The following is a 24020-nucleotide window of genomic DNA, read 5'->3' as shown; positions in this document are numbered from 1 at the left end:
GCAATCGCGCAGACCTTTGAAAATGCCAGACACAACATGGAGGCTGTCATGGAGGTCGATTCCGACAGGTTGAATGCCTTTATGGGCAAGATGATCACCGAGGTCGGTGCGGCGATGAACGCATCGCTGGTCCTGCTGGGCGACAAGCTCGGCCTCTACCGCGCCCTCGCCGCCAAGGGACCCATGAACTCTGCCGAACTCGCAAGCGCCACCGGAACGAACGAACGCTACGTCCGCGAGTGGCTGGCGAGCCAGGCGGCTTCTGGTTACGTCGAATACGATTCCACTTCCGGCAAGTTCTCGATGCTGCCGGAGCAGGCGATGGCGCTTGCCGATGATGACAGCCCGGTCTTCCTCGGCGCGGTCGGCAATGTCATTGCCGCGGCGTTCCTCGACGAGCCGAAAATTACGGACGCATTCAAGTCCGGCAAGGGCGTCGGCTGGAATCGTCGCAGCGAGTGCCTGTTCTGCGGCACCGCCCGGTTCTTCCGCACCGGCTACATGCATCATCTGGTGCAGGAGTGGCTGCCCGCGCTCGAAGGCGTCGTCGACAAGCTGAAGCGCGGCGCCAAGGTCGCCGACGTCGGCTGCGGGCACGGCGTCTCGACCCGGCTGATGGCGGAGGCCTTCCCGAACTCCCGCTTCTACGGCTTCGACTATCACGAGGGCTCGATCGCGGCCGCACGAAAGGCGGCCACTGAGGCGAAGCTGGGCGATCGTGTCAGCTTCGCGGTTCACTCGGCGAAGACCTATCCGGCCGAGGGCTACGATCTCGTCTGCTTCTTCGATTGCCTGCACGACATGGGCGATCCCGTCGGCGCCATCAGCCACGTGCGCGAGACCATGGCGAAGGACGGCACCTGCATGCTGGTCGAGCCGTTCGCAGGCGACCGCCTCGAAGACAATCTCAATCCTGTCGGGCGGGTCTACTATGCGGCGTCGACCATGATCTGCACGCCGGCCTCGCTCGATCAGGAGGTCGGCCTCGCGCTCGGCGCTCAAGCCGGCGAGGCAAGGCTGCGCAAGGTCGCCAGCGAAGGCGGCCTGTCGCGCTTCCGCCGCGCCGCCGAAACACCCTTCAACCTGATCCTGGAGGCCCGGATCTGATGCAACGGCGGACGCGCGCGGCCGGCGATGTCAGGCCGCGTCGTCCGTTCCCATACCGAACGTGAGCTGATTGCCGTCGGCGTCGACGACGTCGAAATCGCGCATACGATAGTCGCGGTCCTCCGGCCGGTTGAGCAGCCTGGCACCGCGTCCCGATAGTTCGGCATAGATCTGATCGACGTCCCTGACGAAGATGCAGATGCCGCCGTGCCCGGGCAACCGCTTCGTTACCGCCGCCGCAAGCAGATGCAGGCCGACCTCGTCGCGGCAGAGGCAGGCGTAGGACGGAGGCTGACCGTATTCGAAGGTGACCTCGAAGCCGAGCACATCGCGGTAATAGGCGAGGCTGGCTGTGATGTCGGACACGACGAAGACGGTGGCGGAGCCGGCCATCATCGGGTGTTCGTCGGTCATTGGTCCCTCCATCCGGCAAGATCCGGCAAGCAATCTCCTGCACGCAGTCTAGCATGCGCGCTGGAGGTCTTGCACGACCCAAGCCGCACCGTAAGCTGTCGCCAAACAAGGCGGAAGCGCCGAACGACAGCGTCCCGCCGCGGCTGCCGCTCGACGCGAAATAACCGCGCCACCACCGCGATCGATGCCGCACGTTTCCCGAAAGCATGGAGAACCCGGTGACATCTGACAATCCAGTCGCCTACGAACGCGCAGGCAACATCGCCCGCATCACGCTGCGCCGCCCGCCTGTCAATGCACTGAGCCTCGAGGTCATCCGTGCGGTGGTCGCGGCCCTGCGTCGCGCGGCGAACGATCCGGAAGCGCGCGTTGTCGTGCTGGCGAGCGCGATCGCCAAGCGCTTTTCAGCCGGCCTCGACCTCGACATCCTGCTGGGCAAATCCGGCGCCGAGATCCGCGAATTCCTCCAGGCGCTCTATATCGACCTTTACGACGCCCAGTATGGGCTCGGAAAGCCGTCGATCGCCGCGGTCGGGGGCGCGGCGCGCGGCGGCGGCATGACCATGGCGGTGTCCTGCGACGTGGTGCTGGCAACCGAGAGCGCGACGTTCGGCTATCCCGAGATCGACGTCGGCGTCATTCCCGCGATCCACTACGCACACCTGCCGCGCATCGTCGGACGTCATCGCGCGTTCGAGCTGCTGTTCACCGGCCGCGTCTTCACCGCCGCGGAGGCGCGCGAGCTCGGCGTGGTGAACCGCGTCGTCGACGATGCCGGGCTCGAGGCCGAGGTGCTGAAGCTCGCGGCGCAATTCGCCAGCAAGTCGGCCGCCGTGCTGCGGATGGGCCGCGCCGCCTTCATGCGCCAGATCGACCTCGACTACCGGCGCAGCATCGCAAGTGCAGTGGACGATTTCTGCAATGTCGCGACGTCGGACGAAGCGCAGGAGGGTTTGAGGGCGTTCGTGGAGAAGCGTGCGCCGAAATGGTGAGGGGGCCGCCGGCCGCCCAGGGAGGCTGACGTTCAGGCCGTCCTGTCCACCGAGGACGACGAATCCGCAGGCGGATATTTCGTCACCGGCACAGTGAAGGATTTGGAGCCGACCTGATAGATGATCTTGCCGTTTTGTCCGTTGTCGGTCGATATCTGCGACTGCCCGAACATGATGACGTTCCTGTAGACGTAGCCGGTGCCCTGGCGAGTGATACCGTCGGTGGTGACGCTGACCGTCGCCTCTTTGCCGTTGATGGCCAGCACGCGAAAGCTCGCGCTCTTGCCGATGTCGGCAGAATAGCCGCCCCAGCTTCCCATGAGGATGCTGTCGGAACCTGCCGGCGCCTGTTTCTGCAAAGTCGCGCTCTGCTTGCCAACGCCCGAGGAGAACAGGAGCACCAGGTTCTTGCCGTCCTTGGTGCCGACCGTGACGTTGCCGTAGCTTATCGTTGCACCATTGACCTCGCCGATACCGCGCTCGGTGTGCCCGTTATGGGTGTATTCGATCTGGGCCCTGGCCCCGCGGATGTTCACGACCTTGAAGCCGACGGCCTGGTTGTTGCCTGCCCAATTGCCCTTCCAGTCACCCACCAGACTGCTCTGGTGATACACCCGCTCGTTGGCGGGCGAAATCTGGCTGGTGCTCGATGTGACGATGGCCATTGGATTGCTCGGCGGATTTGTCTGACAGACCCGCTTCTGTTCGCGCGCCGGACGGCGAAGTCAGAACTTTATCCGGAAACAACGGGAAGCAGGCCGATTAGGGCCACGCAGCAGTTAACGCGTGGTTAAATTCGACCGCGGGCGGGACAGGGCAAAAGGTCTCATTCGGGGTGGTGCGGATCAGCGGCCCCAGCGGTCCGACCAGATCTTCTCGCCGATCAAGCAGCTGACCCGTGGCTCCTTGTCGGCAACGCGCCTCACGGGGCGCTCCGGCATGCGGCCCGCGACCTCCATCAGGAGCTTGGTGCGGATCGCTTCCTTGAACTTGTCGCGATCCTTGATCGTGATGACGAAGGAGCCGGGACCGCCGATGACGCAGTCCTCGTAGTAGTAGTCGAGATTGTCGATATCCATGGTCGAATAGGACGGCTCCTTGACCATGATCGGCAGGCCGTTGATGACGATGCCCTTCTCGAGCGCGGCGTCGCGCGCCGCCGTCACCGGGCCGCCATTGTTGTTCGGGCCGTCACCGGAAATGTCGATCACGCGGCGCAAGCCGCGATAGGGATCCTCGTCGAACAACGGCATCGCGAACGTAATCGCTCCGGAGATCGAGGTGCGCGAGGCGCGCCGGATCGGCGTCTTCAAGATCTCGGCGGCGACCGCGTCCGCCGTCTCCGGTCCGTCGACCAGCCGCCACGGGATGATGATCTTCTGATCGCTGGAAGCGGCCCATTCGAAGTAAGTCACCGCGATCCGGCCATTCGGCCCGAGCTTCAGCGCCTGGAGGAATTCCTTCGACTGGATCGCCTGCGCATAGCCTTCGCGCTGGATCGCGAGTTCGTCCATGTCCATGGAGTAGGAGACGTCGACCGCGAGGACCAGCTCGACATCGACCGTCTGCGCGTCCCGATCGGCCGCTAGCCGTTGTGGCGAACTCTTGCTCGGTTCAAATTTGGGCCCTGGTGCCGCGATGCCCGCGACATCCCCTCCGGCGAGTACGCCGGCCACCAGCACAGCCCCGATCGAGAACAGCATGCGCATCGCAGTCTCCCGTCGTATGACGCGATGGTGACATGCAATCGCCTTGCCGCAAAGTCCGAAGATCGCTTGCGCTTCACATTCCAGTTAGGAATTCGCGAGTTGGGAATGCGCACGTCACGCAAAGCTGCCGCCGTGTTGCCGCGCTTGCGCCACGGGGACATGCGCGATCGCTCACGCCATCATTCCGGAGCGTCCAGCAGCATCGATCCGAAGACAGACCTTCCCCGCCCACTTGTCCGGTGCGATTTCCATGCTAGGTTGGATGTACAGATGGGGATGGAGTCCCCCGACAACCGCCCGTCGGCCTGTGACCGTAGTGGGCTGATGACTCCTGCTCGAGGAGGGGCAATCTCAAAGCCTCGGCCTTTGGCGGGAGCATGGACAAACCCGCCGATGGCGGGTTTTTTGTTGCCTGAAGGGCGAAGGTCAGGGCGTGACGACGACGACACCGAATGCTGCGCGTGCGGGGCTGCCCAGGGGGATCTGGGTGCTCGGCTTCGTCTCGATGCTGATGGACGTCTCCTCCGAGATGATCCACGCGCTGCTGCCGGTCTATCTCGTCACCGTGCTCGGGGCCTCCACGCTCACGGTCGGCTTCATCGAGGGCATCGCCGAAGCGACCGCCTCGATCACGAAGATCTTCTCCGGCGCATTGTCCGACTGGCTCGGCCGGCGCAAGCTCCTCGCGGCGCTCGGCTACGGGCTGGCCGCGCTGACAAAACCGCTGTTCCCGCTTGCCCCCAGCGTCGGTTGGCTGATTGCCGCGCGCTTCATCGACCGCGTCGGCAAGGGTATTCGCGGCGCACCGCGCGATGCGTTGATCGCCGATATCGCACCTGCGGGTCTGCGCGGCGCGAGCTTCGGCCTGCGGCAGTCGCTCGACACCATCGGCGCATTCGTCGGACCGCTCGTGGCGATCGGCCTGATGTGGTGGACGGCAGATAATTTTGCCCTTGTCTTCTGGGTGGCGGTGCTGCCGGCCTTCCTGTCTTTCGGCCTGATCGCATTCGCGGTGAGCGAGCCGGAGCCGGACCCAAGCCGGGAGACTACGAAGAATCCGCTGAACACCTCCGCCATGCGGCAGCTCGGATCCGTGTACTGGCGCGTCGTCGCGGTCGGCATGGTGTTCACGCTCGCGCGCTTCAGCGAGGCCTTTTTGATCCTGCGCGCGCAGAACATCGGTCTCTCTGCGATGTGGGTGCCGGCGGTGCTGGTGCTGATGAACGTGGTCTATGCGCTGTCGGCCTATCCCGCCGGCGTGCTGTCGGACCGGATCAACCGGACCGGCCTGCTCGCGCTCGGCCTCGTCTTCCTCGCGGCCGCCGACCTCGCGCTCGCGCTGCTGCCGAACCTCGCGGGCCTCGCGCTCGGCGTCGTGCTGTGGGGGCTGCATATGGGATTGACCCAGGGCCTGCTGTCGGCCCTCGTCGCCGACGCCGCGCCGCCGAGCCTGCGCGGCACCGCATTCGGCTATTTCAACCTGTTCACGGGACTGGCCTTGCTGGCCGCAAGCGTGATCGCCGGCGCGCTGTGGGATGCCTACGGTCCGGCGGGCACGTTTTTGGCCGGGCTCGGCTTCGCGCTGGTCGCGCTCGTAGGGCTGCTCGCCGTCGGCAATGGTCTGGCAGCGGAGGACAAATGATGATGGAGGGGCGTTCGTCGTGTTGAGCGGAGTGATCGCAATCGTGGTCGGCAGCGTTCTCGGCGGCTGCGCGCGCTATTTCGTCTCGGGCGCGATCGCGCGGCGGCTGGGTGAGACCTTTCCCTGGGGCACCATGACCATCAACATCACCGGCGCCTTCCTGATCGGCATTTTCGGCGCGCTGGCAACCCATCCCGGCTCGATCTTCGCCTCCCCCAATCCCTGGCTGTTCGCGGTGACCGGGTTCCTCGGCTGCTACACCACGGTGTCCTCGTTCAGCCTGCAAACGCTGACGCTCGCGCGCAACGGCGAGCCGATGCATGCGCTCGGCAATGTCGCGCTCTCGGTCGGGCTTTGCCTTGCCGCCGTCAGTTGCGGCTTTGTCCTCGCTGACGGTCTTGGAGGCTAGAGGCGGATGACCGTTCCCTCCTCCACCGACCGCTGGCGCAGCGCGATGCTCTATGCCTGGGTTTCCTTCGGCAGCGTCCTTGGCGGCCTCGCGCGCTATTTCGTCTCCCTCGTGCTCGACACCGGCCCGGGCTTCCCCGTCGCGACGCTGTTCATCAATGCCACGGGATCGCTGATCATCGGCTTCTACGCAACGCTGACCGGCCCCGACGGCCGCATGCTGGCGCGGCCCGAGCACCGGCAATTCGTCATGACCGGGTTTTGCGGCGGCTACACCACCTTCTCGGCCTTCAGCCTGGAGACCTTCCGCCTGTTCCACGGCGGCATGAAATACACGGCACTCGCCTATATCGCGGCATCCGTCATCTGCTGGCTGGTGTCTGTGTGGCTCGGTCATATGATGGCAAGCCGCTACAATCGCTTGACGAGGAGCTGACCATGCAAATCCCCAATCAGGCTGTTTCGCTCCGGATCTTCATCGGCGAGAGCGACCATTTCGGCGGCAAGCCGCTTTACGAAGCGATCGTGATGACGGCGCGCGAGCGGCATCTCGCGGGCGCCACCGTGCTGCGCGGCCCGATGGGGTTCGGCAAGTCGAGCCGGCTGCACACCTCGAAGATCCTGCGGCTGTCGGAAGACCTGCCGCTACTGATCGAGATCGTCGACAGCGAGGACAGCATCAACGCATTCCTGCCCATCCTGGATGGCATGATGTCGAGCGGCCTGATCACCTTGGAGAAGGTACAGGTCCTGCAATATGGTGCGAGGGCCGCACACTGAGCACCGCGGCTGAACCGAGCCCGCCGTTTCCGGGAGGCGGAATGAACGACACCGTTACCAAGCCGAAAACCAGGACGAAGACCAAGGTCGAGCGGCCCAAGCTGCACAAGGTCATCCTGATCAACGACGACTTCACGCCGCGCGAATTCGTCACAATGATCCTCAAGGCCGAGTTCCGCATGACCGAGGATCAGGCCTACAAGGTCATGATCACCGCGCACAAGCTGGGCGCCTGCGTGGTCGCCGTGTTCACCAGGGACGTCGCCGAAACCAAGGCCACCCGCGCCACCGATGCCGGCCGCGCCAAGGGCTATCCGCTGCTGTTCACGACGGAGCCCGAGGAATAGCGGCTCGCTGCTCGCGATCCGGCGCCCGAGGCGTGTCAATGATGATCTGGTCGCAAGTTACTTCAACCTGGCAAAGACCTTGCTGAACTGGGGAAGCTGCAGCCTCCGCTTCTCCTCCAGGTATTCAGATTCAGTGAAGGGGCCGCTCACGAAAACCCGCACCGCAACGTCCCATTCGTTTGCTTTTCGCGAGATGTAGTAAAACTCCGTGACGGAGCGGTCCGGTCGCTTTCCCGATGTCCATGGATGGCGAGCGAACACGATGTACTGGGCGTTCGCGCCGGCCTGAAAGACCGTAGGCTCCGGGAGGCCGTCGCCAACGCAAGTTCCATCCGTGCCGACGGAGCGGCAAAGCGTCATGTCGTCATCCGTGTCGACGGCGACGAGACGATAGGGACCGTCAATCGCTTCGTCCTGAACGAACCCGCAGGCTGCCAGAAACAGGAAGAGTGCCAAGCATACCCATCGTCTCACATGCGGGATCATGCATCGACTTTCAGGCCATCACCACCGGCGTCTCTTCGGCGAGCCCATACACGCGCTGCGCCTTGGAAAATCCAGCGATCGGAAATTCGCCGAGCTCGCGCCAGTCATGGCGGCAGGCGTTCGCGAAGACTTCCGAGACCACGACGGTCCGCCCCAGCCGGCCCGTGATCTTCTCCAGCCTTGCCGCGAGATTGACGGCGGGGCCGATGCAGGTGAAGTCGAGCCGGTTGCCGCCGCCGATATTGCCGTAGAGGATGTTGCCGACATGCAGAGCGACGCCGAAGCGGAAGCGCTCGACGACGTCGCCGACCGGAAAGGCGAGCGCCTCGACGCTGGCGCGGGATTCGCGCGCAGCCTCCAGCACGCGCGTGCAGACATGCGCGGCATCGCCGACATATTCATCGATCGGGAACACCGCGAGCAGGCCGTCACCCATGAATTTCAGCACCTCGCCGCCATGGCCCCGGATCGCGGTGACCTGGCAGTCGAAATACTGGTTGAGGATCTCGACCACGGTCTCGGCCGGCAGCCGGTCCGACAGCGCAGTGAAGCCGCGCAGATCCGAGAGCCAGATCGCGGCCTGCATGGTGTCGTTGTGGCCGCGGCGGATCTGGCCGCCGAGGATGCGCGCGCCAGCACGGTTGCCGACATAGGTGTCGAGCAGCATCTCGGCGGTGCGGCGCAGGCTGATGATCTCGCTGACGCGTGCAAGCGGTGCCGCGAGGGTCCGGATCGCCGCGATGTCGTCGTCGCTGAAGCCGCCGGGACACCGCGTGACCCAGCTCGTCGCGTGGATCGAGCCGTCGAGATAGTGCATCGGCATCGCGAGGTAGTCGGTCACGCCTTCGGCGCGCATATCGTCGAGGAACGGAAACCGCTTGCTGTCCGGATCGTCCATCCGTCCCCGGACCTCCAACCCCTCCTCGAACACGATCCGGAGCGGGCTCCGGGCGAATTCGGGCGTGTCCAGGATCTCGAAATCGACAGTGCCGATCTCGACCTTCTGACCTTCCCGCCAAATGAAATTGCGGCCGAAGATTTCCGGATGCAGCGTTCGGATGAAGATACCGAACCGCGACAGCGGCAGGCCGGCCGCGACCAGATGCTCGCAGACCTCGGCGATCATCTCGGAAGGGGTCCCGGACGACCTCGCACCGTCGATCAGCCAGTTGGTGATGCGCTGGATCTCGGAGTTTTGCATGTCCGCATTTGCGGACGAAGTTGTGAGGACGTCAAGCTGCGCGGTGGGCTAGTACCGCGACACGAATGCTCTAGCGGCCGACCTGCCCGCGATCCCGAATGAAGTGATCGGCGAGCACGCAGGCCATCATGGCCTCGCCGACGGGCACTGCGCGGATGCCGACACAGGGGTCGTGGCGGCCTTTGGTCATAATCTCGGTGTCGGCCCCAGCGCGATCGACCGTCAAACGCGGCTGGAGGATCGACGAGGTCGGCTTCACCGCGAAACGCACCACCACCGGCTGTCCGGTGGAGATGCCGCCCAGAACGCCGCCGGCATGGTTGGAAAGGAAGCGCGTGCCGTCATTGCCCGTGCGCATCTCGTCGGCGTTCTCTTCGCCGGTGAGCTCGGCCGCGCCAAAGCCGGCGCCAATCTCGACGCCCTTCACGGCGTTGATGGTCATCATCGCACCCGCGAGATCAGAATCGAGTTTTGCATAGATCGGGGCACCGAGGCCGGCCGGCACGCCTTCGGCGACGACCTCGATCACCGCGCCGATCGACGAGCCGCTCTTGCGGATGCCGTCGAGATAGGTCTCGAAGAACGCGGCCTTGTCCTTGTCGGGACAGAAGAACGGATTTTTGGCAATCTCGTCCCAGTCCCATTTGTCGCGGTCGATCTTGTGCGGGCCCATCTGCACCAGCGCGCCGCGGACCTTGACGTCGGGCAGCACTTTTCGTGCGATCGCACCCGCAGCGACGCGCATTGCCGTCTCGCGCGCCGAGGAGCGGCCGCCACCGCGATAGTCGCGCAGGCCGTATTTGGCCTCATAGGTGAAGTCGGCGTGGCCGGGCCGAAACTTGTCCTTGATCTCGGAATAGTCCTTCGAGCGCTGGTCGGTGTTCTCGATCAGGAGCCCGATCGGGGTGCCCGTCGTCACCTGCACGCCGGTCTCCGGATGCGCCATCACGCCGGACAGGATTTTCACCTGGTCCGGCTCCTGGCGCTGGGTGGTGAAGCGCGATTGGCCGGGCCGGCGGCGGTCGAGATCCTGCTGGATATCGGCCTCGGTGAGCGGGATCATGGGCGGACAGCCGTCGACCACGCAGCCGATCGCCACCCCATGGCTCTCGCCGAAGGTGGTGACGCGGAACATGTGGCCGAAGGTGTTGAAGGACATCGCTGCTCGCTGGGTCGGTTCGGGCGTGTGGTAACGCGCGGGGGGCCGGGGGTCAAACCCATAGCCACCGTGGATGACGGCGAACCGGCCTAACTAAACTTCTCAAGCCGCCCGTCGCGGAAGACATAGACGGCGCCCTGCTCGATATAGAGCTCGGCGGCGCTGGCGGGCGTCTCCAGGCCGAGCGAAACCATCAGGGCCCGGCAAGTCCCGCCATGGGCGACTGCGACGGTGTCGGTCCGGAGCTCGTCGTACCAGGCGCGCACGCGGACCTGCACATCGGCGTAGGTCTCCCCGTCCGCGGGGCCGACCGTCCATTTGTCGGCGAGACGCCTGGCATAGACGTCCGGATCGGCCGCCTCGCTCTCGGCCAGCGTCAGCCCTTCCCAGCTGCCGTAGCCGATCTCGCGCAGGCGATCGTCGAGCGCGTAGTCCGCCGGCGGCAGTTCGAGCTTGCCGCGCGCGAGTTCCATGGTCTGCCGTGCACGCCCGAGCGGGCTCGACACGTAGGGTAACGCCGCCTTGTCCTTGCCGTCGCGCTTGAAAAGATCCGCCAGCACGCCGCCGGCCTGCACGGCCTGACCGCGTCCACGCGCGTTCAGCGGAACGTCCTTGGTGCCCTGAAGCCTCCCGAGCGCATTCCACTCGGTCTCACCGTGGCGAAGATAATAGATCGTGGGCACCGGCATTCCAGATTTATAAGCTAGTCCTTGCCGCCGAACGAGATGTCCGGCGCGTCCGGGCGCTTCATGCCGAGCACGTGATAGCCGGAATCGACGTGATGCACCTCGCCGGTGACGCCGCGCGCGAGATCGGAGAGGAAATACAGCGCGCTGCCGCCGACGTCTTCGATCGAGACGTTGCGCCGCATCGGCGCGTTGTTCTCGTTCCACTTCAGGATATAGCGGAAGTCGCCGATGCCGGATGCCGCGAGCGTCTTGATGGGACCTGCCGAGATCGCGTTGACGCGGATGCTCTTCTCGCCGAGATCGGCCGCGAGATAGCGCACGCTGGCCTCCAGCGCAGCCTTCGCCACGCCCATCACGTTGTAGTGCGGCATCCACTTCTCGGCGCCGTAATAGCTGAGCGTGATGAGCGAGCCGCCATCGGTCATCAGCTTCTCGGCGCGCTGCGCCACGGCCGTGAACGAGTAGCAGGAGATCAGCATCGACTTGGAGAAATTCTCCGGCGTGGTGTCGACGTAGCGGCCGTCGAGCTGCTCGCCGTAGGCGATCGCATGCACCAGGAAGTCGATCTTGCCCCACTTCTCCTTCAGCACTGCGAAGGCGGCGTCGATGGTGGCAGCATCGGTGACGTCGCAATGGCCGAGCACGAGGCCGCCGATCTCGGCGGCAAGCGGCTCGACGCGCTTCTTGAGCGCATCGCCCTGATAGGTGAAGGCGAGCTCGGCGCCGGCTGCGTGGCATGCCTTGGCGATGCCCCAGGCGATCGAGCGGTTGTTGGCAAGGCCGAGGATCACCCCGCGCTTGCCCTGCATCAGACCTGAATTCTGCGCCATTTGCTAACGTCCCGTCGAGCTCTCGTTGAGGTCTGGAGGTACACCAGCCCTCCTTCGCGGTACAGTCCTAATACGCGGCGTTAACGCTGTTTCAAGCGCCGGAATAGCCGTTCCGTTCGGGTGTTATGATGATTGAGGCGCTCGCGCCGGACACCAGGACGTCAAGACGGCATGAGTGCGTTTCGCCAGAGTGTGGAAGCCATGATCCCGGCGTTGCGCCGCTACGCCCGCGCGCTCACGCGCGATGCGGATGCGGCCGACGATCTGGTGCAGGATACGCTGGTGCGGGCGCTGCGTTCGGAGCGCCTGTTCCTCGGAGGCGATGTCAGGAGCTGGCTCTATACAATCCTGACCAACCTCAACAAGAACCGGCGGCGCTCGCTGGCAAGACGCCCGCAATTCACGCAGCTGACGGAGAACAATCCGGATGCCAGCGGGACCGAGGCCGAAGGGCGCGACATCGAGAAGGCGCTGGCGACGCTGGTCGAGGAGCAGCGCTCGGTGCTTCTGCTGGTGATGCTGGAGGGCATGAGCTACCGCGAGGTCGCCGACATCCAGGGCGTGCCGATCGGCACCGTGATGTCGCGCCTGGCGCGAGCGAGAGCCCACGTTAAAGCCTCGCTGGAAGGTGAGCGCCCGGCGCTCAAGCGGGTGAAGTGATGGCAGTGTTGATGCATCGCGCAGGTCGCTTCGCCTGCATGGAGCGGGAAGCAGCGCAGTTGAACCGCGAAAGACATTTTGGGCCGCAGAGCCAGAGACGATCGATATGAACGACCATAATATTCCCATTACCGAAGACGAGCTGCACGCCTATGTCGACGGCGAGCTGCCGGCCGAGCGCCGCGCCGATGTCGAGGCCTGGCTTGCCACACACCCTGACGATGCCGGGCGCGTGCAGTCCTGGCGCGCCATGGCCGAGATGCTGCACGCGCGTTACGACTCTGTCGTCCAGGAGCCGGTGCCGGCCCGGCTCGAGCTCGAGCGGCTGGAGCGCCGTCCCCGGCAATGGTTCTATGCCGCCGCGGCGGCTGTGCTGGTCGCCTTCGTGGCCGGCGGCACCGCCGGCTGGGTGGCGCATGGCGCCGCCAACGCCCCCTCGACCTTCCAGAGCTTTACGGCGGACGCGCTCGACGCCCACCGCCTCTATGTCGTCGAGGTTCGCCACCCCGTCGAGGTCGGCGGCAACGAGCGCGACCATCTCCAGGCCTGGTTGACCAGGCGCTGCGGCTGGACCGTGTTCGCGCCGAACCTGGAGGCGAGCGGGCTGAAGCTCGTCGGCGGCCGGCTCTTGCCGGGGCCGAACGGTCCGGCGTCGTTCCTGATGTATGAGGGCGCCTCGGGCGAGCGGTACACGATCTACACCGCCAAGACCGAGAACGGCGCGACTCAGATGCGCTACGCCAAGGCCGACAAGGACGGCGCGCTGTTCTGGGCCGAGCGCGGCGTCGGCTACGTCGTCAGCGGCGGCAGCGATCGTGATCGCCTGACCAAGGTCGCGCAGGCGGTCTACGACCAGGCCGAGAAAAACGGTACCTGAGCAACCGCTTGAAGGCGGTGCCTCGATTCCGACATTGAAAATTTGGAATCAAGACATGGGTGCGTCTCATTATCGCACCGGATGCTCACGAGAAAATGAGTAGCGTTCGATCCGCCGATCGACGCGGGCGGCCTCGATTGGGGTTTTTGGTACCGCGCTGGTCCCCCTCTCGAGGCCGCACCTATTTATCGACTGCCCCGCCGGACAGCCGACACGTCGAACCACATGAGGCGAGAGGCGCTATCACGCCTCAGGCATATGACGAGCATCATCTGTTGAGAGATGCTCTGGTCCTTTGGGAGAACCCCCTTCAGTTGCGATCTCGCCCTAAAGCGCGATGGCTCGCGCTTTAGCAATTTTCTCTGCGCATGATCTTTTCGGAAAACGGCTGAACGCCGCATGAACGCCTCGCTCTCACGCGGCCCTCCGGGTCCGGATCATGCTTTAGCCAAGCCCGCTACGTGGATTGTAGGGGTGTTGGTCCCGCCACTTCTCCATCAATGCCTCAAGCTCGGCGTCGTTCCCGTCCGGTAGCATAATCCTGATGGTGACGAAGAGATCCCCGGTTCCGCCAGTTCTTGGCAATCCCTTGCCCTTGAGGCGGAAGGTCCGGCCGCTGGAGGTGTTTTTCGGGACCGACAGTTCCACGGCATTGCCGAGGGTCGGCACACGGACCTTGCCGCCGAGCACCGCCTCGTAGAGCGTGACCGGCAGGTCGATCCTGAGGTCGGCACCCTCGATCTTGAAGAACGGGTGCGGCGCGATGCTGATCGTGATCAGGAGATCGCCCGGCGGATGGCCCTGAGCGCTCTCGCCCTGCCCCCGCAACCGGATCTGCTGGCCCTCGGTGACGCCGGCCGGAATCTTGACGTTGAGCTCCTTGCCCGTCGGCAACCGGACGCGCTTCTCGCCACCCTTGACCGATTCTTCCAGCGAGACGGACATGGCGACATTAACGTCGAGATCGAGGCCGATCCCGCCGGTGTCGAATTCGAACTGCCCGGCGCCGCCGGCCCCGGGCCGCGCACCACGCGTCCCGCCGAACATGCTGTTGAGGATGTCCTCGAACGCGCCGCCGCCCTGACCAGGGCCCGCGCCGCCGCTGCGGAACGTATAGCTTTCGAACCCGCCGGGACCCGCACGGCCGCGCGGCCCGCCGCCGCCCGGAAAACCCTGGAAGCGCGGCTTGCCGTCGGCGTCGATCTCGCCGCGGTCGAACTGCTTGCGCTTGTCCTCGTCGCCGATGATCTCGTTCGCCGAATTGATCTCGGAGAAGCGCTCGGCGGCCTTGGGGTCATCCTTGTTGCTGTCGGGATGGTGCTTCTTGGCAAGCTTGCGATAGGCGCTCTTGATCGCGGCAGCGTTGGCGCTCCGCGGCACCCCCAAGACCTCATAGGGGTCGCGCATCCGTCACGTCTCCTTCAAGAAATCGAATTGTTCAAAGGGCTCCCCGCCCCATCTGCTGGTCATGTGGGAGGCGAGTGGCATTTTTGCAACTAGCCGCAGAGCCGATTCCTAGCTCCGCCACGGCTTTAGCGTATGAATCTCCCAACGGCCACGGCTGCTTTGGCAGCCGGCGCCCTGGAGCCAGCTTTCGGTGCTGCCATTGACGTAGCTCGCCAGGAAGTCCCGGCACTTGCGGCCGTCCTCGGCGGCGTAGGACTGCGCAATCGGCGTCACCGAGCCGCGCGCTCCGGTTTCCGGATTCTCCCAGTGCTGGCTGGAATCCTTGTCGCCCTTGCTCAGGACGTCGGAGGCGGCGTTACGGGCGAAGGCAAGATCGGTGTCGGTCGGCGGGGCGTCCTTTGCCGGCCGCGCGATCGAGCCGGTCAGGTCGCTGTCGTCGGCCTTGGCGTAGGCACTGGTGTCGTTGCGGGAAAAGCTGCAGCCGCCGGAGCCGAGCCCGATCAGAATCATTGTCATGACAAAGCCGGACGGCCGGATCGCCGATAGGCCAACGCGTCCCCATGCCCTATATAGGGCGGTAGCGGACAACAACGCGTTTTGGGCCGCGGGACGCAATTCGGACTCCGGACATGACCGACACGACCTCGATGAAACACCAGACACCCTTAACATCCGGTGATTTCACCGCCGCCGACGAACCGTTTGCGCTGTTCGAGGCCTGGCTGAACGAGGCGATCAAGAGCGAGCCGAACGATCCGAACGCCATGGCGCTCGCAACCGTCGACCCCGACGGGCTGCCAGACGTGCGCATGGTGCTGATGAAGGGCTTCGACACCGACGGTTTCGTCTTCTACAGCCACATCGCGAGCCAGAAGGGCCGCGAACTCGCCGCAAATCCTAAGGCGGCGTTACTTTTTCACTGGAAGTCACTGCGCCGTCAGGTCCGCGTCCGCGGCAACGTGACGCCGGTGACCGACGCCGAGGCCGACGCGTACTTCGCCACCCGCCCCAAGCAGGCGCAGATCGGCGCCTGGGCGAGCAAGCAGTCCGAGGCGCTGGAAAGCCGCTTCGCCTTCGAACAAGCCATCGCCAAAGTCGCGGCCAAGCACATCATCGGCGAGGTGCCGCGGCCGCCGGGCTGGAGCGGCTGGCGCATCACGCCCTCGCGTATCGAGTTCTGGCACGACCGCCCGTTCCGCCTGCACGACCGTATCGAATTTCGCCGTGACGCGGCCGGCCAGCCATGGTCCAAGACGCGGATGTATCCCTGAGCTTAGGCCGACCTGAAAGATGTCCATGCCGCATTCGTCCAATGCGCCGCGCCGCACGCTGCTCCTGACCGGAGCGAGCCGCGGCATCGGCCACGCCACCGTGATCCGCTTCTCGTCGGCGGGCTGGCGCGTCATCACCTGCTCGCGGCATCCCTTCCCCGAGGACTGTCCGTGGGATGCCGGCCCCGAGGATCACATCCAGGTCGACCTCGGCAACCCCCTGGACACCGCGCGCGCGATCACCGACATCCGCAACCGGCTCGAAGGCGGCATGCTGCATGCGCTCGTCAACAACGCCGCGATCTCGCCAAAGGGTCCGGGCGGCTCGCGGCTTGGCTCGGTCGACACCGACCTCGACACCTGGACGCACGTCTTCCACGTCAATTTCTTCGCGCCGATCATGATCGCGCGGGGATTGATCGAGGAGTTGAAGGCGGCCAGGGGCTCGGTCGTGAACGTCACCTCGATCGCGGGCTCGCGCGTGCATCCCTTTGCGGGCGCCGCCTATGCCACATCGAAAGCTGCGCTTGCATCCCTGACGCGCGAAATGGCCTCCGATTTCGGCCGCGTCGGCGTCCGCGTCAACGCGATCGCGCCGGGCGAGATCGACACCTCGATCCTGTCGCCGGGCACCGAGAAGATCGTCGACCAGCAGATCCCGATGCACCGTCTCGGCACGCCCGACGAGGTCGCCAAGATCATCTACGTGCTGTGCACGGACACCAGTTCCTACGTTAACGGCGCCGAGATCCACATCAACGGCGGCCAGCACGTGTAAGGCCAGGCAGGCGAAGCATGGGCCGGTTCGCGAGCACTGCGTCACTCTACGAGCATTTGCGGCCGCCCTACCCGAGCGAATTCTTTCGCAGCGTCGCACACAAGCTTGGTCTCATCAAACAGAGCAGCCTGATAGACCTCGGCACCGGACCCGGACTCCTGGCGCTCGGCTTCGGCCCCTATGTCGGCCGCGTTGTCGGCGTCGATCCCGAGCCCGAGATGATCGAGGCGGCGCGACGCGCCGCAGCGGGCGCACCGCGGGATATCACGCTGATCGAAGGCAAGGCCGAAACGCTGGCTCCCGACATCGGCAGCTTCGATGTCGTGACGATCGGGCGCGCCCTGCATTGGATGGATCGCGACCTGACGCTTGCACTGCTCGACCGGCTCGTCGCGCACGACGGCGCAATTGCCATCTGCGCCTCATTCTCGGCCACCGACGGCCGCAACCCGTGGCTTGACGGCTACAACGAGGTCCGCCGCCGCTGGTCACCGGCCAAGCTCTGGGAGGAGGCAGGCATGGGCACGCGCACCCATCGCGACTTGCCGGCGTTCTTTCGCGGCAGCGCCTTTCAGCCCACCGAGTTCGTCACGGTTGAGACCAGCCACACAATCAGTGTGCAGGATCTGACACGCCGCACCCTCACCTACTCGTCGTCATCGCCGGAAGCGCTTGGCGAAAATGCCGACGCGATGCTGCGCGACGTCGGGCAGCATCTCGCTCCCTTCAGTCGCGACGGCGCCATCGCCGAGACCGTCGTCTCGACGGCCCAGATCGTGAAGCGCTAGATGATTTTCCCGCTCGAAGGGCGGGAAGCAAGGCGATCCAGACAACGCCGCCGCAGGACCTGGATCGCCTTTACCCTTCCGTTCCTCAATCGACTCGAATCCGACGCGACCGATCGCGCAGCCGCGGAGCGGCCGTGCTGAACGCAGTCGAGCAGTCGTCGTCGTTCTCACCGTCGAGCAGCGGAGCACCACAGTGCCGGCACATGCGCGCCGACATCGACGACGCCTTGCCGCTCGCCAGGACCTGACGATAATTCGCCAGATCGATGACGTTGCGGGGCGACGTTATGTGTTTTTCAACCATGGCTGTTCCTCGCGGCTAACATGCTGCTTATCGCAGACAAGTTTCGCGCAAACGTTCAGCCCACTGCTCAAATTTTACCGGAGGAATTGGGGCGGCGGGCACACATCACGGCGCGGCCTCAATCCCGCTCTATTCTGCGACACCAACCACCGTGTCTCGTTGAACGGCGTAAGGTCTCGGTAGGTATCAAAGCCACTTCTTCCACTTGAAGAGCCAGTACGGGACGATCGCGGCGGCGAGCATCATCACCAGCGCCATCGGATAGCCGTGGACCCATTCGAGTTCCGGCATCGCCTTGAAATTCATGCCGTAGATCGAGGCGATCAGCGTCGGCGGCATCAGGACAACGGCCATGACCGAAAACAGCTTGATGATGTTGTTCTGCTCGAGATTGACCACGCCGAGCATGGCGTCGAGCACGAAGGTGATCTTGCTGGAGAGATAGGAGGCGTGGTCGGTCAGCGAGGCGACGTCGCGCTGCATGGTCTTGAGCTGCTCGCGCATGTCCTTCGACCATTTCACGCCCTCCACCACCGCGGAGAGGAAGGTGACGACGCGGCCGATCGACACCAGGCTTTCGCGAACCTTCGAGGTCAGATCGCCCTTGCGGCCGATCGAGATCAGGATCTGGGAATATTGCTTGGCGTGGCCGTGGCGCTCGCTCTCGGGCTCGAAGATGTCGTGCGAGACCTGGTCGATCTCCGCGCCGCAGCGCTCCAGGATGTCGGCGCAGCGGTCGATCACGGCGTCCAGCAGTTCCATCAGGACCATCTCGCCGGTGATCACGGGCGTGCAGGACCGGGCCAGCTTGGCCTCGACCAGCGCAAACGGCTTGGGCTGGTCGTAGCGCACCGTCACCAGGCGGTGGTCGCCGAGAATGAAGGTCACAGCCGTGGTCCGGGGCATGTCGGTGTCGGACTGGCACATCAGCGTCGCCGTCATGTAGCGGGCGCTGTTCTCGATATAGAGCCGGCTGGAGATCTCGATCTCCTGCATGTCCTCCCGGGTCGGGATCGCAATGCCCGAGAGCCGCTCCACCGCCTTGTCCTCAGCCGCGGTCGGGTTGACCAAGTCGATCCACACAGCGTGCTCGGGAACCGCCGCGAGGTCCTCGACGACCGCTTTCTTGAGGGAGGAGTCGGAGGGAACGAACACAGAAAACATGCACAACTCCAGCAGGGGCCTGCGACAGACTGACAGCCCTTAGCGCGATTCTGACAAGTTCAAGATGACAAGCACATTAACGGGGCGTTTGCATTTGTGGCGGCGCCGTGGCCCAACCGTGGCACGGAATCGACAGTCGGGCGCGCTTTGCCTAAAAACCAGCACAGGAGCGCAAAACTTGCGGCAAAAAAGCCACAGCTCGGCTCTTGCAGCGCGGGAAAAGGTCCGAAACGCTGGAATTGTGGCAGATTTCAACGATAATAGGGCCCAACGGAGTCGTGGTTTGGGCGCGTCTCAAGCCCCGCGAAAGCTAGTTGTTGTCGATTGGAACCAAATCATGTCGTCGCTGAAAGTTATGCTGGGTATTTTGGCCGCTGGCCTGATGCTGTCGGGCTGCATGCAGGCCACACATTTTGAAGCGACCGACACCAAGGCCTTCAAGCCGAAGGACAAGGAACTCCTCGCCAAGGTCCGGTACGAGAACACCCCCGTCGCCGAGCCGTTCCGCCGCGCCATCGTCGATTACCACCGCAAGGAATCGCCGGGCTCGATCGTGGTCGATTCCGACAACCATTACCTCTACTGGGTCATGGATGGCGGCAAGGCGATCCGCTACGGCATCACCGTCGGCGAAGAAGCCATGGCCTGGTCGGGCATTGCCAAGGTTGGCAGCATGACCGAGTGGCCGGCCTGGCATCCGACCCCGGGCGAGATTTCGCGGCTGGGCGTGCCGACCTACGTTGCACCGGGTCCGGACAATCCGATGGGCTCCCGCGCGATGTATCTCTACTCCGGCGGCAAGGACACGCTGTTCCGCATTCACGGCACCAACCAGCCGGAATATATCGGCGCCTCGATCTCGTCGGGCTGCATCCGCCTAACCAACGAGGATGCGATCGACCTCTATGGCCGCGTCAAGGTCGGCACCATTGTCGTGGTGCTCGAGCCGAAGCATGGCGACTCGCCCTACAATTCGCGCCTCGCGCTCGGCGGCAGCCAGACGGGCCAGGCGGGCAGCTACTGATCGCTTCCTGCTCTCGGACATTCAAAAGCGCCGGTTTTACCGGCGCTTTTTTGTTGCCGGCTTGTGCGGCTCGGCTTTGGTGCCATCGGCGGCCGACTTGTCCGCCGGCGCAGGGGATTTCTGCGCCGGCTCGTCATCAGCTCCGTCCTTGGCTCCATCCTTGGCCTCAGGCCTGGCCGCGACCTCGCGCGGCGGCGCCTCCTCGGGCCGTCCCGCCGGCAGCAACGGGGCGACCTGCGGCAGGGGATCCCAGACGTTCCACTGACAAATCCGGTAGTCGTTGCGCCGCTGCGCCAGGTCGAGATGGATGTGGTCCTCGTGATACCAGTCCGAGCCCGGACCGAGCACGGTGGAAAAGCGCGCGCAGACTGAATGCAGCACGCGCTCGCGCACATCGCGCGGCATGCCGCGGTCGGTCAGGCCGATCGACCGCCCGTTGGCGAGCTTGATGGCGCGAACGTCGAGCGCGTTGGCCTTGCCGTGCTCGGACAGCATCGCGCCGGCGATGCGGTTACGGCCTCGGCATTCGAAACTGTCGAAATTGTCGAGATCGCTGATGGTCGAGCCGAGGCTCGCCGCCAGCGGCACCATGTCCTTGCGCACCCAATCGGCGATCGCGGAGGCCATGGTGCAGCGGAGGATCGCCGCCGGCTTGACCGCCACCTTGCGCTTGTCCGGCAGCACGATCGCCTCCAGCCGCACCAGATCCTCGCCGCCGCAGGCGCCGGGGCCGCGAATATCGGGAATGGACGGCGCGACGGCGATCTCCTCGGTCAAGGCGAGCCGGCAGACCGAGAGCTGCTTCTCGGGCGGCGGCGCGGCCTCGACGGGCTTGGTCGCGCTCGGCTTGTCTGCGGAAGGCTTCCCCTCTGCCTCCGGCGCGGCCTCGTCCGTTGCTTGGGGGGCCTCCTCCGGGCGGGGCTTTGGTAGCGGTATCCTGGCGGAGTGCACCTTCGCGCGCGGCCGTGGTGTACCAAGACCGAAGATATCCAGCGGCGTAGCATATTTTCGCGCTTCTGCCCGCTCCGCCAGCACAAGCGACAGCCCGAGCGCAGCGGTAACCATTGCCGCGCCTGCGGACATATAGCCGCGACAAGACCATTTGCGGCGAAAGTCCGGCAGGCTAAAACTCATGACAATTCTTTGGCCCAGCGCTGAGAGCTATAAAAAGTCCAGCCCACCTCGGAGGAATGTCTGAATGCTTGGTTTGATGCAAGATTGGCCCCTGCTCTGCCACCGGATCATCGAACACGCCGCCAAGATTCATGGCAAGCAGGAGGTCGTTACGCGATCGGTCGAGGGACCGATCCATCGCACCACCTACGGCGAAATCCACAAGCGGGCGCTCAAGGTCTCGCAGGTGCTGGAGCGAGACGGCATCAAGCTCGGCGACCGTGTCGCAACGATCGCCTGGAACACCTGGCGCCATCTCGAGGTCTGGTACGGCATCATGGGGATCGGCGCCATCTGCCATACCGTCAATCCCCGCCTTTTCCCCGAGCAGATCGCCTGGATCATCAACCATGCGCAGGACCGCATCGTGATGACCGACCTCACCTTCGTTCCGGTCCTGGAGAAGATCGCCGACAAGCTGCCAAGCGTGGAACGCTACGTCGTGCTCACCGACAAGGCGCATCTGCCTGAGACCACGCTGAAGAACGTGGTCGCCTACGAGGACTGGATCGCGGAGGCCGACGGCAAGTTCGAATGGAAGGACTTTGACGAGAACACGGCCGCCGCGATGTGCTACACATCCGGCACCACGGGCGATCCGAAGGGTGTCCTGTATTCGCATCGCTCCAACGTGCTGCACGCGCTGATGGCGAACAATGTCGATGCGCTCGGCACCAGCGCGTCCGAGACAATGCTGCCGGTGGTGCCGCTGTTCCATGCCAATAGCTGGGGCATCGCCTTCTCGGCCCCCTCGCAAGGCACCAAGCTGGTCATGCCCGGCGCCAAGCTCGACGGCGCCTCCGTCTACGAGCTGCTCTCGACCGAGAAGGTGACGCACACGGCGGGCGTGCCCACGGTGTGGCTGATGCTGCTGCAGCACATGGCCGCCAACAATCTGAAGCTGCCGGCTTTGAAGATGGTGATCTGCGGCGGCTCGGCGATGCCGCGCTCGATGATCAAGGCCTTCCTCGACATGGGCTCGAACGTGCGCCACGCCTGGGGCATGACCGAGATGAGCCCGATCGGCAGCGTCGCGGCACTGAAGCCGCCGTTCCAGAATGCGACCGGTGAGGCGCGGCTCGACGTGCTGCAGATGCAGGGCTATGCGCCCTTTGCGGTGGAGATGAAGATCACCGACGATGCCGGCAAGGAGCTGCCCTGGGACGGCAAGACCTTCGGCCGTCTCAAGGTCTCCGGCCCCGCCGTCGCCAAGGCCTATTACCGCGTCGACAGCAACATCCTCGACGAGGAGGGCTTCTTCGACACCGGTGACGTCGCGACCATCGACGAGGCCGGCTACATGCGGATCACCGACCGCTCCAAGGACGTGATCAAGTCCGGCGGCGAGTGGATCTCCTCGATCGACCTCGAAAACCTCGCGGTCGGCCATCCCGCCGTGGCGGAGGCCGCCGTGATCGGCATCTATCATCCCAAATGGGACGAGCGGCCGCTGCTGATCGTGCAGCTCAAGCAGGGCCAGCAGGCCAGCCGCGAGGACATCCTGAAGTTCATGGACGGCAAGATCGCCAAATGGTGGATGCCTGACGACGTCGCCTTCGTCGAAGGCATTCCGCACACCGCGACCGGCAAGATCCTGAAGACCGCACTACGCGACCAGTTCAAGGATTACCGTTTCCCGAACGCGGCGGCGTAACCCTCGGTACCGCCCTCCCCCTGGAGGGCGTGAGCGCTCGACGCATTGAAGCCTCCACAACGTCATGGCCGGGCTTGTCCCGGCCATCCAGGCCTTGCCCCGCGGCACGGAGAACGTGGATGCCCGGGCATAGGCGAGCGGAAGCGACGCCGTCCTTCGGACGGCTATGCCCGGGCATGACGGTCTGGGCGCATGCGGAACCCTTGAATTTGCTTCCGGGCCGTGGTCTCAACGGCCCATCGTCGCGCCAAATCGGCCGACATCGCCCCCGAAACCCCGGCAGAGCTTCACCCGATGGCCCGCAGGTTTTCCGCTCCCTATCAGTCGGAGCCCGTGTCCAGCCTCGCGAGCTGGGCGCGTAATCTGGCCGTGTTCGCGGTGGTGGCGGTGGTGGTCTCGATCATCATCGTCCGCTTCGACTTCCTGGAGATGAAACCGGCGCTGATGACGTTCTTCGGCGGGCTCGCGATCGCCGGCCTCTCGATCCTGTTTGGGCTCGCGGGCTTTGCCGCGATCTGGCAGAACGGCTCGCGCGGCATGGGGCGCATCCTGCTCGCCTTCCTCATCAACGGCGCGATCCTCGCTTATCCCGCTTATCTCGCCCTGCAATACCGCAAGCTGCCGCCGATCTACGACATCACCACCAACCCGATCGACCCGCCGCGCTTCGACGCGCTCGCGCATCTGCGCACCGGCGATGGCACCAACACCGCGGTCTATGCCGGCCTCTATTCGGCCGAGCAGCAGCGCCAATTCTACCCGGACATCGAGCCGATCGAGCTGGAGATCCCGGTCGATCGGGCCTATGCGATCGCGCGCCAGCTCGTCATCAAGCGCAAATGGCTCGTCATCGACGAGCGCGAGCCGCAGCCGCCGCGCCGTATCGGCCGCATCGAGGCGGTGGCACGGACGCCGATCATGGGGTTCCGCGAGGACATCTCGATCCGGGTCGTGCCCGATGGTGACGATTCCCGCGTCGATATCCGCTCGGCGTCGCGCTATTTCGACAGTGATCTCGGCAGCAACGCCGCGCGCGTCAAAAAATTCATCGACGATCTCAACACCGCCGCCGACGCCGACGCGCTGAAACCGGTGAAGAAGACGCCGGTCGCGCCACCGAAGGCACCGGCGAAGACGGTGAAGAAGTAGCCCCGCT

27 protein-coding genes and 1 riboswitch are annotated in these 24020 nt (G+C 64.7%); of the genes, 15 read left to right on the top strand and 12 right to left on the bottom strand.

Going from position 1 to position 24020, the window contains the following annotated elements:
• Window positions 1–48: 48 nt before the first annotated feature.
• Window positions 49–1107 carry a class I SAM-dependent methyltransferase gene (locus ABIB99_RS00385; RefSeq protein ID WP_354174270.1) on the top strand — a complete coding sequence of 353 codons (1059 nt, stop codon included), beginning with the start codon at window positions 49–51 and terminating at the stop codon, window positions 1105–1107.
• A 30-nt stretch (window positions 1108–1137) separates the two neighbouring features.
• Here ABIB99_RS00385 and ABIB99_RS00380 read toward each other — a convergent pair whose 3' ends face one another.
• The gene (locus tag ABIB99_RS00380; RefSeq protein WP_063984917.1) at window positions 1138–1521 is read right to left on the bottom strand and encodes a bleomycin resistance protein; all 384 of its coding nucleotides are present in this window, start codon (window positions 1519–1521) and stop codon (window positions 1138–1140) included.
• Window positions 1522–1739: 218 nt separating this feature from the next.
• Here ABIB99_RS00380 and ABIB99_RS00375 point away from each other — a divergent pair, with 218 nt between their 5' ends.
• Entirely contained in the window at window positions 1740–2513 is a 774-nt protein-coding gene (locus ABIB99_RS00375; RefSeq protein WP_354174267.1) for an enoyl-CoA hydratase/isomerase family protein, read from the top strand.
• A 32-nt stretch (window positions 2514–2545) separates the two neighbouring features.
• Here ABIB99_RS00375 and ABIB99_RS00370 read toward each other — a convergent pair whose 3' ends face one another.
• Both ABIB99_RS00370 and ABIB99_RS00365 read right to left on the bottom strand, forming a co-directional pair.
• The gene (locus ABIB99_RS00370; protein ID WP_071916058.1) at window positions 2546–3178 is read right to left on the bottom strand and encodes a hypothetical protein; all 633 of its coding nucleotides are present in this window, start codon (window positions 3176–3178) and stop codon (window positions 2546–2548) included.
• Between the two features lie 180 nt (window positions 3179–3358).
• The gene (locus tag ABIB99_RS00365; RefSeq protein ID WP_063984919.1) at window positions 3359–4222 is read right to left on the bottom strand and encodes a DUF1194 domain-containing protein; all 864 of its coding nucleotides are present in this window, start codon (window positions 4220–4222) and stop codon (window positions 3359–3361) included.
• A 263-nt stretch (window positions 4223–4485) separates the two neighbouring features.
• Window positions 4486–4563, top strand: a riboswitch (Fluoride riboswitch).
• Window positions 4564–4655: 92 nt separating this feature from the next.
• Between ABIB99_RS00365 and ABIB99_RS00360 the strand changes: the two genes are divergently transcribed.
• From ABIB99_RS00360 to clpS, 5 genes are read left to right on the top strand one after another with little or no spacing between them, the layout of a single operon-like run.
• Window positions 4656–5864, top strand: a complete 1209-nt coding sequence (locus ABIB99_RS00360) for an MFS transporter (protein ID WP_354174264.1) — start codon at window positions 4656–4658, stop codon at window positions 5862–5864.
• Complete coding sequence (gene crcB / locus ABIB99_RS00355) at window positions 5839–6273, top strand: fluoride efflux transporter CrcB (protein WP_354174262.1); 435 nt, start codon at window positions 5839–5841, stop codon at window positions 6271–6273. Before ABIB99_RS00360 ends, crcB (ABIB99_RS00355) begins: the two co-directional genes overlap by 26 nt.
• 6 nt (window positions 6274–6279) lie before the next feature.
• The gene (gene crcB, locus ABIB99_RS00350) at window positions 6280–6708 is read left to right on the top strand and encodes a fluoride efflux transporter CrcB (protein WP_247314118.1); all 429 of its coding nucleotides are present in this window, start codon (window positions 6280–6282) and stop codon (window positions 6706–6708) included.
• Window positions 6709–6710: 2 nt separating this feature from the next.
• On the top strand, window positions 6711–7052 hold the full coding sequence (locus ABIB99_RS00345) for a DUF190 domain-containing protein (protein ID WP_208085197.1): 342 nt from the start codon (window positions 6711–6713) through the stop codon (window positions 7050–7052).
• A gap of 41 nt (window positions 7053–7093) precedes the next feature.
• On the top strand, window positions 7094–7399 hold the full coding sequence (gene clpS, locus ABIB99_RS00340; protein WP_014497217.1) for an ATP-dependent Clp protease adapter ClpS: 306 nt from the start codon (window positions 7094–7096) through the stop codon (window positions 7397–7399).
• Window positions 7400–7456: 57 nt separating this feature from the next.
• Here clpS and ABIB99_RS00335 read toward each other — a convergent pair whose 3' ends face one another.
• The 5 genes from ABIB99_RS00335 to fabI form a co-directional block, all read right to left on the bottom strand.
• Complete coding sequence (locus ABIB99_RS00335) at window positions 7457–7855, bottom strand: hypothetical protein (RefSeq protein WP_247314120.1); 399 nt, start codon at window positions 7853–7855, stop codon at window positions 7457–7459.
• A gap of 40 nt (window positions 7856–7895) precedes the next feature.
• Complete coding sequence (locus tag ABIB99_RS00330) at window positions 7896–9086, bottom strand: adenylate/guanylate cyclase domain-containing protein (RefSeq protein ID WP_354174259.1); 1191 nt, start codon at window positions 9084–9086, stop codon at window positions 7896–7898.
• A gap of 70 nt (window positions 9087–9156) precedes the next feature.
• On the bottom strand, window positions 9157–10245 hold the full coding sequence (gene aroC, locus ABIB99_RS00325; RefSeq protein ID WP_247314124.1) for a chorismate synthase: 1089 nt from the start codon (window positions 10243–10245) through the stop codon (window positions 9157–9159).
• Window positions 10246–10334: 89 nt separating this feature from the next.
• Window positions 10335–10934, bottom strand: a complete 600-nt coding sequence (locus ABIB99_RS00320; protein WP_038958652.1) for a histidine phosphatase family protein — start codon at window positions 10932–10934, stop codon at window positions 10335–10337.
• 14 nt (window positions 10935–10948) lie between these two features.
• Window positions 10949–11764 (bottom strand): enoyl-ACP reductase FabI, encoded by an 816-nt coding sequence (fabI, locus tag ABIB99_RS00315; protein ID WP_354174257.1) that lies wholly within the window; start codon window positions 11762–11764, stop codon window positions 10949–10951.
• Window positions 11765–11935: 171 nt separating this feature from the next.
• On the opposite strand from fabI, the gene ABIB99_RS00310 reads away from it, so the two are divergent.
• On the top strand, window positions 11936–12424 hold the full coding sequence (locus ABIB99_RS00310) for a sigma-70 family RNA polymerase sigma factor (RefSeq protein WP_014497222.1): 489 nt from the start codon (window positions 11936–11938) through the stop codon (window positions 12422–12424).
• Window positions 12425–12530: 106 nt separating this feature from the next.
• Window positions 12531–13301, top strand: coding sequence for an anti-sigma factor family protein (locus tag ABIB99_RS00305; RefSeq protein WP_354174254.1), 771 nt, complete (start codon window positions 12531–12533; stop codon window positions 13299–13301).
• Window positions 13302–13745: 444 nt separating this feature from the next.
• Here ABIB99_RS00305 and ABIB99_RS00300 read toward each other — a convergent pair whose 3' ends face one another.
• Both ABIB99_RS00300 and ABIB99_RS00295 read right to left on the bottom strand, forming a co-directional pair.
• On the bottom strand, window positions 13746–14708 hold the full coding sequence (locus ABIB99_RS00300; RefSeq protein ID WP_354174252.1) for a DnaJ C-terminal domain-containing protein: 963 nt from the start codon (window positions 14706–14708) through the stop codon (window positions 13746–13748).
• A 108-nt stretch (window positions 14709–14816) separates the two neighbouring features.
• Entirely contained in the window at window positions 14817–15224 is a 408-nt protein-coding gene (locus ABIB99_RS00295) for an RT0821/Lpp0805 family surface protein (RefSeq protein WP_028158074.1), read from the bottom strand.
• A 113-nt stretch (window positions 15225–15337) separates the two neighbouring features.
• Here ABIB99_RS00295 and pdxH point away from each other — a divergent pair, with 113 nt between their 5' ends.
• The 3 genes from pdxH to ABIB99_RS00280 are packed head-to-tail and all read left to right on the top strand — an operon-like array spanning window position 15338 to window position 17545.
• The gene (pdxH, locus tag ABIB99_RS00290) at window positions 15338–15979 is read left to right on the top strand and encodes a pyridoxamine 5'-phosphate oxidase (protein WP_354174250.1); all 642 of its coding nucleotides are present in this window, start codon (window positions 15338–15340) and stop codon (window positions 15977–15979) included.
• Window positions 15980–16004: 25 nt separating this feature from the next.
• On the top strand, window positions 16005–16757 hold the full coding sequence (locus ABIB99_RS00285) for an SDR family NAD(P)-dependent oxidoreductase (protein WP_063984930.1): 753 nt from the start codon (window positions 16005–16007) through the stop codon (window positions 16755–16757).
• 17 nt (window positions 16758–16774) lie between these two features.
• A complete protein-coding gene (locus ABIB99_RS00280) occupies window positions 16775–17545 on the top strand; it encodes a class I SAM-dependent methyltransferase (RefSeq protein WP_354174247.1) in 771 nt (256 codons plus the stop codon).
• A 490-nt stretch (window positions 17546–18035) separates the two neighbouring features.
• Here ABIB99_RS00280 and ABIB99_RS00275 read toward each other — a convergent pair whose 3' ends face one another.
• Window positions 18036–19013 (bottom strand): magnesium transporter CorA family protein, encoded by a 978-nt coding sequence (locus ABIB99_RS00275; protein ID WP_354174245.1) that lies wholly within the window; start codon window positions 19011–19013, stop codon window positions 18036–18038.
• A 337-nt stretch (window positions 19014–19350) separates the two neighbouring features.
• On the opposite strand from ABIB99_RS00275, the gene ABIB99_RS00270 reads away from it, so the two are divergent.
• A complete protein-coding gene (locus tag ABIB99_RS00270) occupies window positions 19351–20037 on the top strand; it encodes a L,D-transpeptidase (RefSeq protein WP_063984933.1) in 687 nt (228 codons plus the stop codon).
• A gap of 36 nt (window positions 20038–20073) precedes the next feature.
• On the opposite strand, the gene ABIB99_RS00265 is transcribed toward ABIB99_RS00270, so the two are convergent.
• Window positions 20074–21171, bottom strand: coding sequence for an extensin family protein (locus tag ABIB99_RS00265; protein ID WP_085401297.1), 1098 nt, complete (start codon window positions 21169–21171; stop codon window positions 20074–20076).
• A 64-nt stretch (window positions 21172–21235) separates the two neighbouring features.
• On the opposite strand from ABIB99_RS00265, the gene ABIB99_RS00260 reads away from it, so the two are divergent.
• Entirely contained in the window at window positions 21236–22864 is a 1629-nt protein-coding gene (locus tag ABIB99_RS00260) for a fatty-acid--CoA ligase (protein ID WP_063984935.1), read from the top strand.
• A 294-nt stretch (window positions 22865–23158) separates the two neighbouring features.
• Window positions 23159–24013: a DUF1499 domain-containing protein gene (locus ABIB99_RS00255; protein WP_028148216.1), complete on the top strand. Its 855-nt coding sequence runs from the start codon at window positions 23159–23161 to the stop codon at window positions 24011–24013.
• The last annotated feature ends 7 nt before the right edge of the window (window positions 24014–24020 follow it).

Origin of the sequence: Bradyrhizobium sp. LA6.1 (assembly GCF_040547805.1) — a bacterium.
GTDB lineage: Bacteria > Pseudomonadota > Alphaproteobacteria > Rhizobiales > Xanthobacteraceae > Bradyrhizobium > Bradyrhizobium barranii.
Note: the sequence above shows the minus strand (reverse complement) of the source record. Positions and strands in the feature narration are given on the sequence as shown.

Coding starts and splice junctions, on each gene's coding strand:
- ABIB99_RS00295 (WP_028158074.1), bottom strand. CDS start 15,224: ATGACAATGATTCTGATCGGGCTCGGCTCCGGCGGCTGCAGCTTTTCC.
- ABIB99_RS00255 (WP_028148216.1), top strand. CDS start 23,159: ATGGCCCGCAGGTTTTCCGCTCCCTATCAGTCGGAGCCCGTGTCCAGC.
- crcB (WP_354174262.1), top strand. CDS start 5,839: ATGGTCTGGCAGCGGAGGACAAATGATGATGGAGGGGCGTTCGTCGTG.
- crcB (WP_247314118.1), top strand. CDS start 6,280: ATGACCGTTCCCTCCTCCACCGACCGCTGGCGCAGCGCGATGCTCTAT.
- ABIB99_RS00270 (WP_063984933.1), top strand. CDS start 19,351: ATGTCGTCGCTGAAAGTTATGCTGGGTATTTTGGCCGCTGGCCTGATG.
- pdxH (WP_354174250.1), top strand. CDS start 15,338: ATGACCGACACGACCTCGATGAAACACCAGACACCCTTAACATCCGGT.
- ABIB99_RS00300 (WP_354174252.1), bottom strand. CDS start 14,708: ATGCGCGACCCCTATGAGGTCTTGGGGGTGCCGCGGAGCGCCAACGCT.
- ABIB99_RS00305 (WP_354174254.1), top strand. CDS start 12,531: ATGAACGACCATAATATTCCCATTACCGAAGACGAGCTGCACGCCTAT.
- ABIB99_RS00320 (WP_038958652.1), bottom strand. CDS start 10,934: ATGCCGGTGCCCACGATCTATTATCTTCGCCACGGTGAGACCGAGTGG.
- ABIB99_RS00310 (WP_014497222.1), top strand. CDS start 11,936: ATGAGTGCGTTTCGCCAGAGTGTGGAAGCCATGATCCCGGCGTTGCGC.
- ABIB99_RS00285 (WP_063984930.1), top strand. CDS start 16,005: ATGCCGCATTCGTCCAATGCGCCGCGCCGCACGCTGCTCCTGACCGGA.
- ABIB99_RS00365 (WP_063984919.1), bottom strand. CDS start 4,222: ATGCGCATGCTGTTCTCGATCGGGGCTGTGCTGGTGGCCGGCGTACTC.
- ABIB99_RS00385 (WP_354174270.1), top strand. CDS start 49: ATGGAGGTCGATTCCGACAGGTTGAATGCCTTTATGGGCAAGATGATC.
- fabI (WP_354174257.1), bottom strand. CDS start 11,764: ATGGCGCAGAATTCAGGTCTGATGCAGGGCAAGCGCGGGGTGATCCTC.
- clpS (WP_014497217.1), top strand. CDS start 7,094: ATGAACGACACCGTTACCAAGCCGAAAACCAGGACGAAGACCAAGGTC.
- ABIB99_RS00345 (WP_208085197.1), top strand. CDS start 6,711: ATGCAAATCCCCAATCAGGCTGTTTCGCTCCGGATCTTCATCGGCGAG.
- ABIB99_RS00260 (WP_063984935.1), top strand. CDS start 21,236: ATGCTTGGTTTGATGCAAGATTGGCCCCTGCTCTGCCACCGGATCATC.
- ABIB99_RS00380 (WP_063984917.1), bottom strand. CDS start 1,521: ATGACCGACGAACACCCGATGATGGCCGGCTCCGCCACCGTCTTCGTC.
- aroC (WP_247314124.1), bottom strand. CDS start 10,245: ATGTCCTTCAACACCTTCGGCCACATGTTCCGCGTCACCACCTTCGGC.
- ABIB99_RS00265 (WP_085401297.1), bottom strand. CDS start 21,171: ATGAGTTTTAGCCTGCCGGACTTTCGCCGCAAATGGTCTTGTCGCGGC.
- ABIB99_RS00370 (WP_071916058.1), bottom strand. CDS start 3,178: ATGGCCATCGTCACATCGAGCACCAGCCAGATTTCGCCCGCCAACGAG.
- ABIB99_RS00275 (WP_354174245.1), bottom strand. CDS start 19,013: ATGTTTTCTGTGTTCGTTCCCTCCGACTCCTCCCTCAAGAAAGCGGTC.
- ABIB99_RS00330 (WP_354174259.1), bottom strand. CDS start 9,086: ATGCAAAACTCCGAGATCCAGCGCATCACCAACTGGCTGATCGACGGT.
- ABIB99_RS00280 (WP_354174247.1), top strand. CDS start 16,775: ATGGGCCGGTTCGCGAGCACTGCGTCACTCTACGAGCATTTGCGGCCG.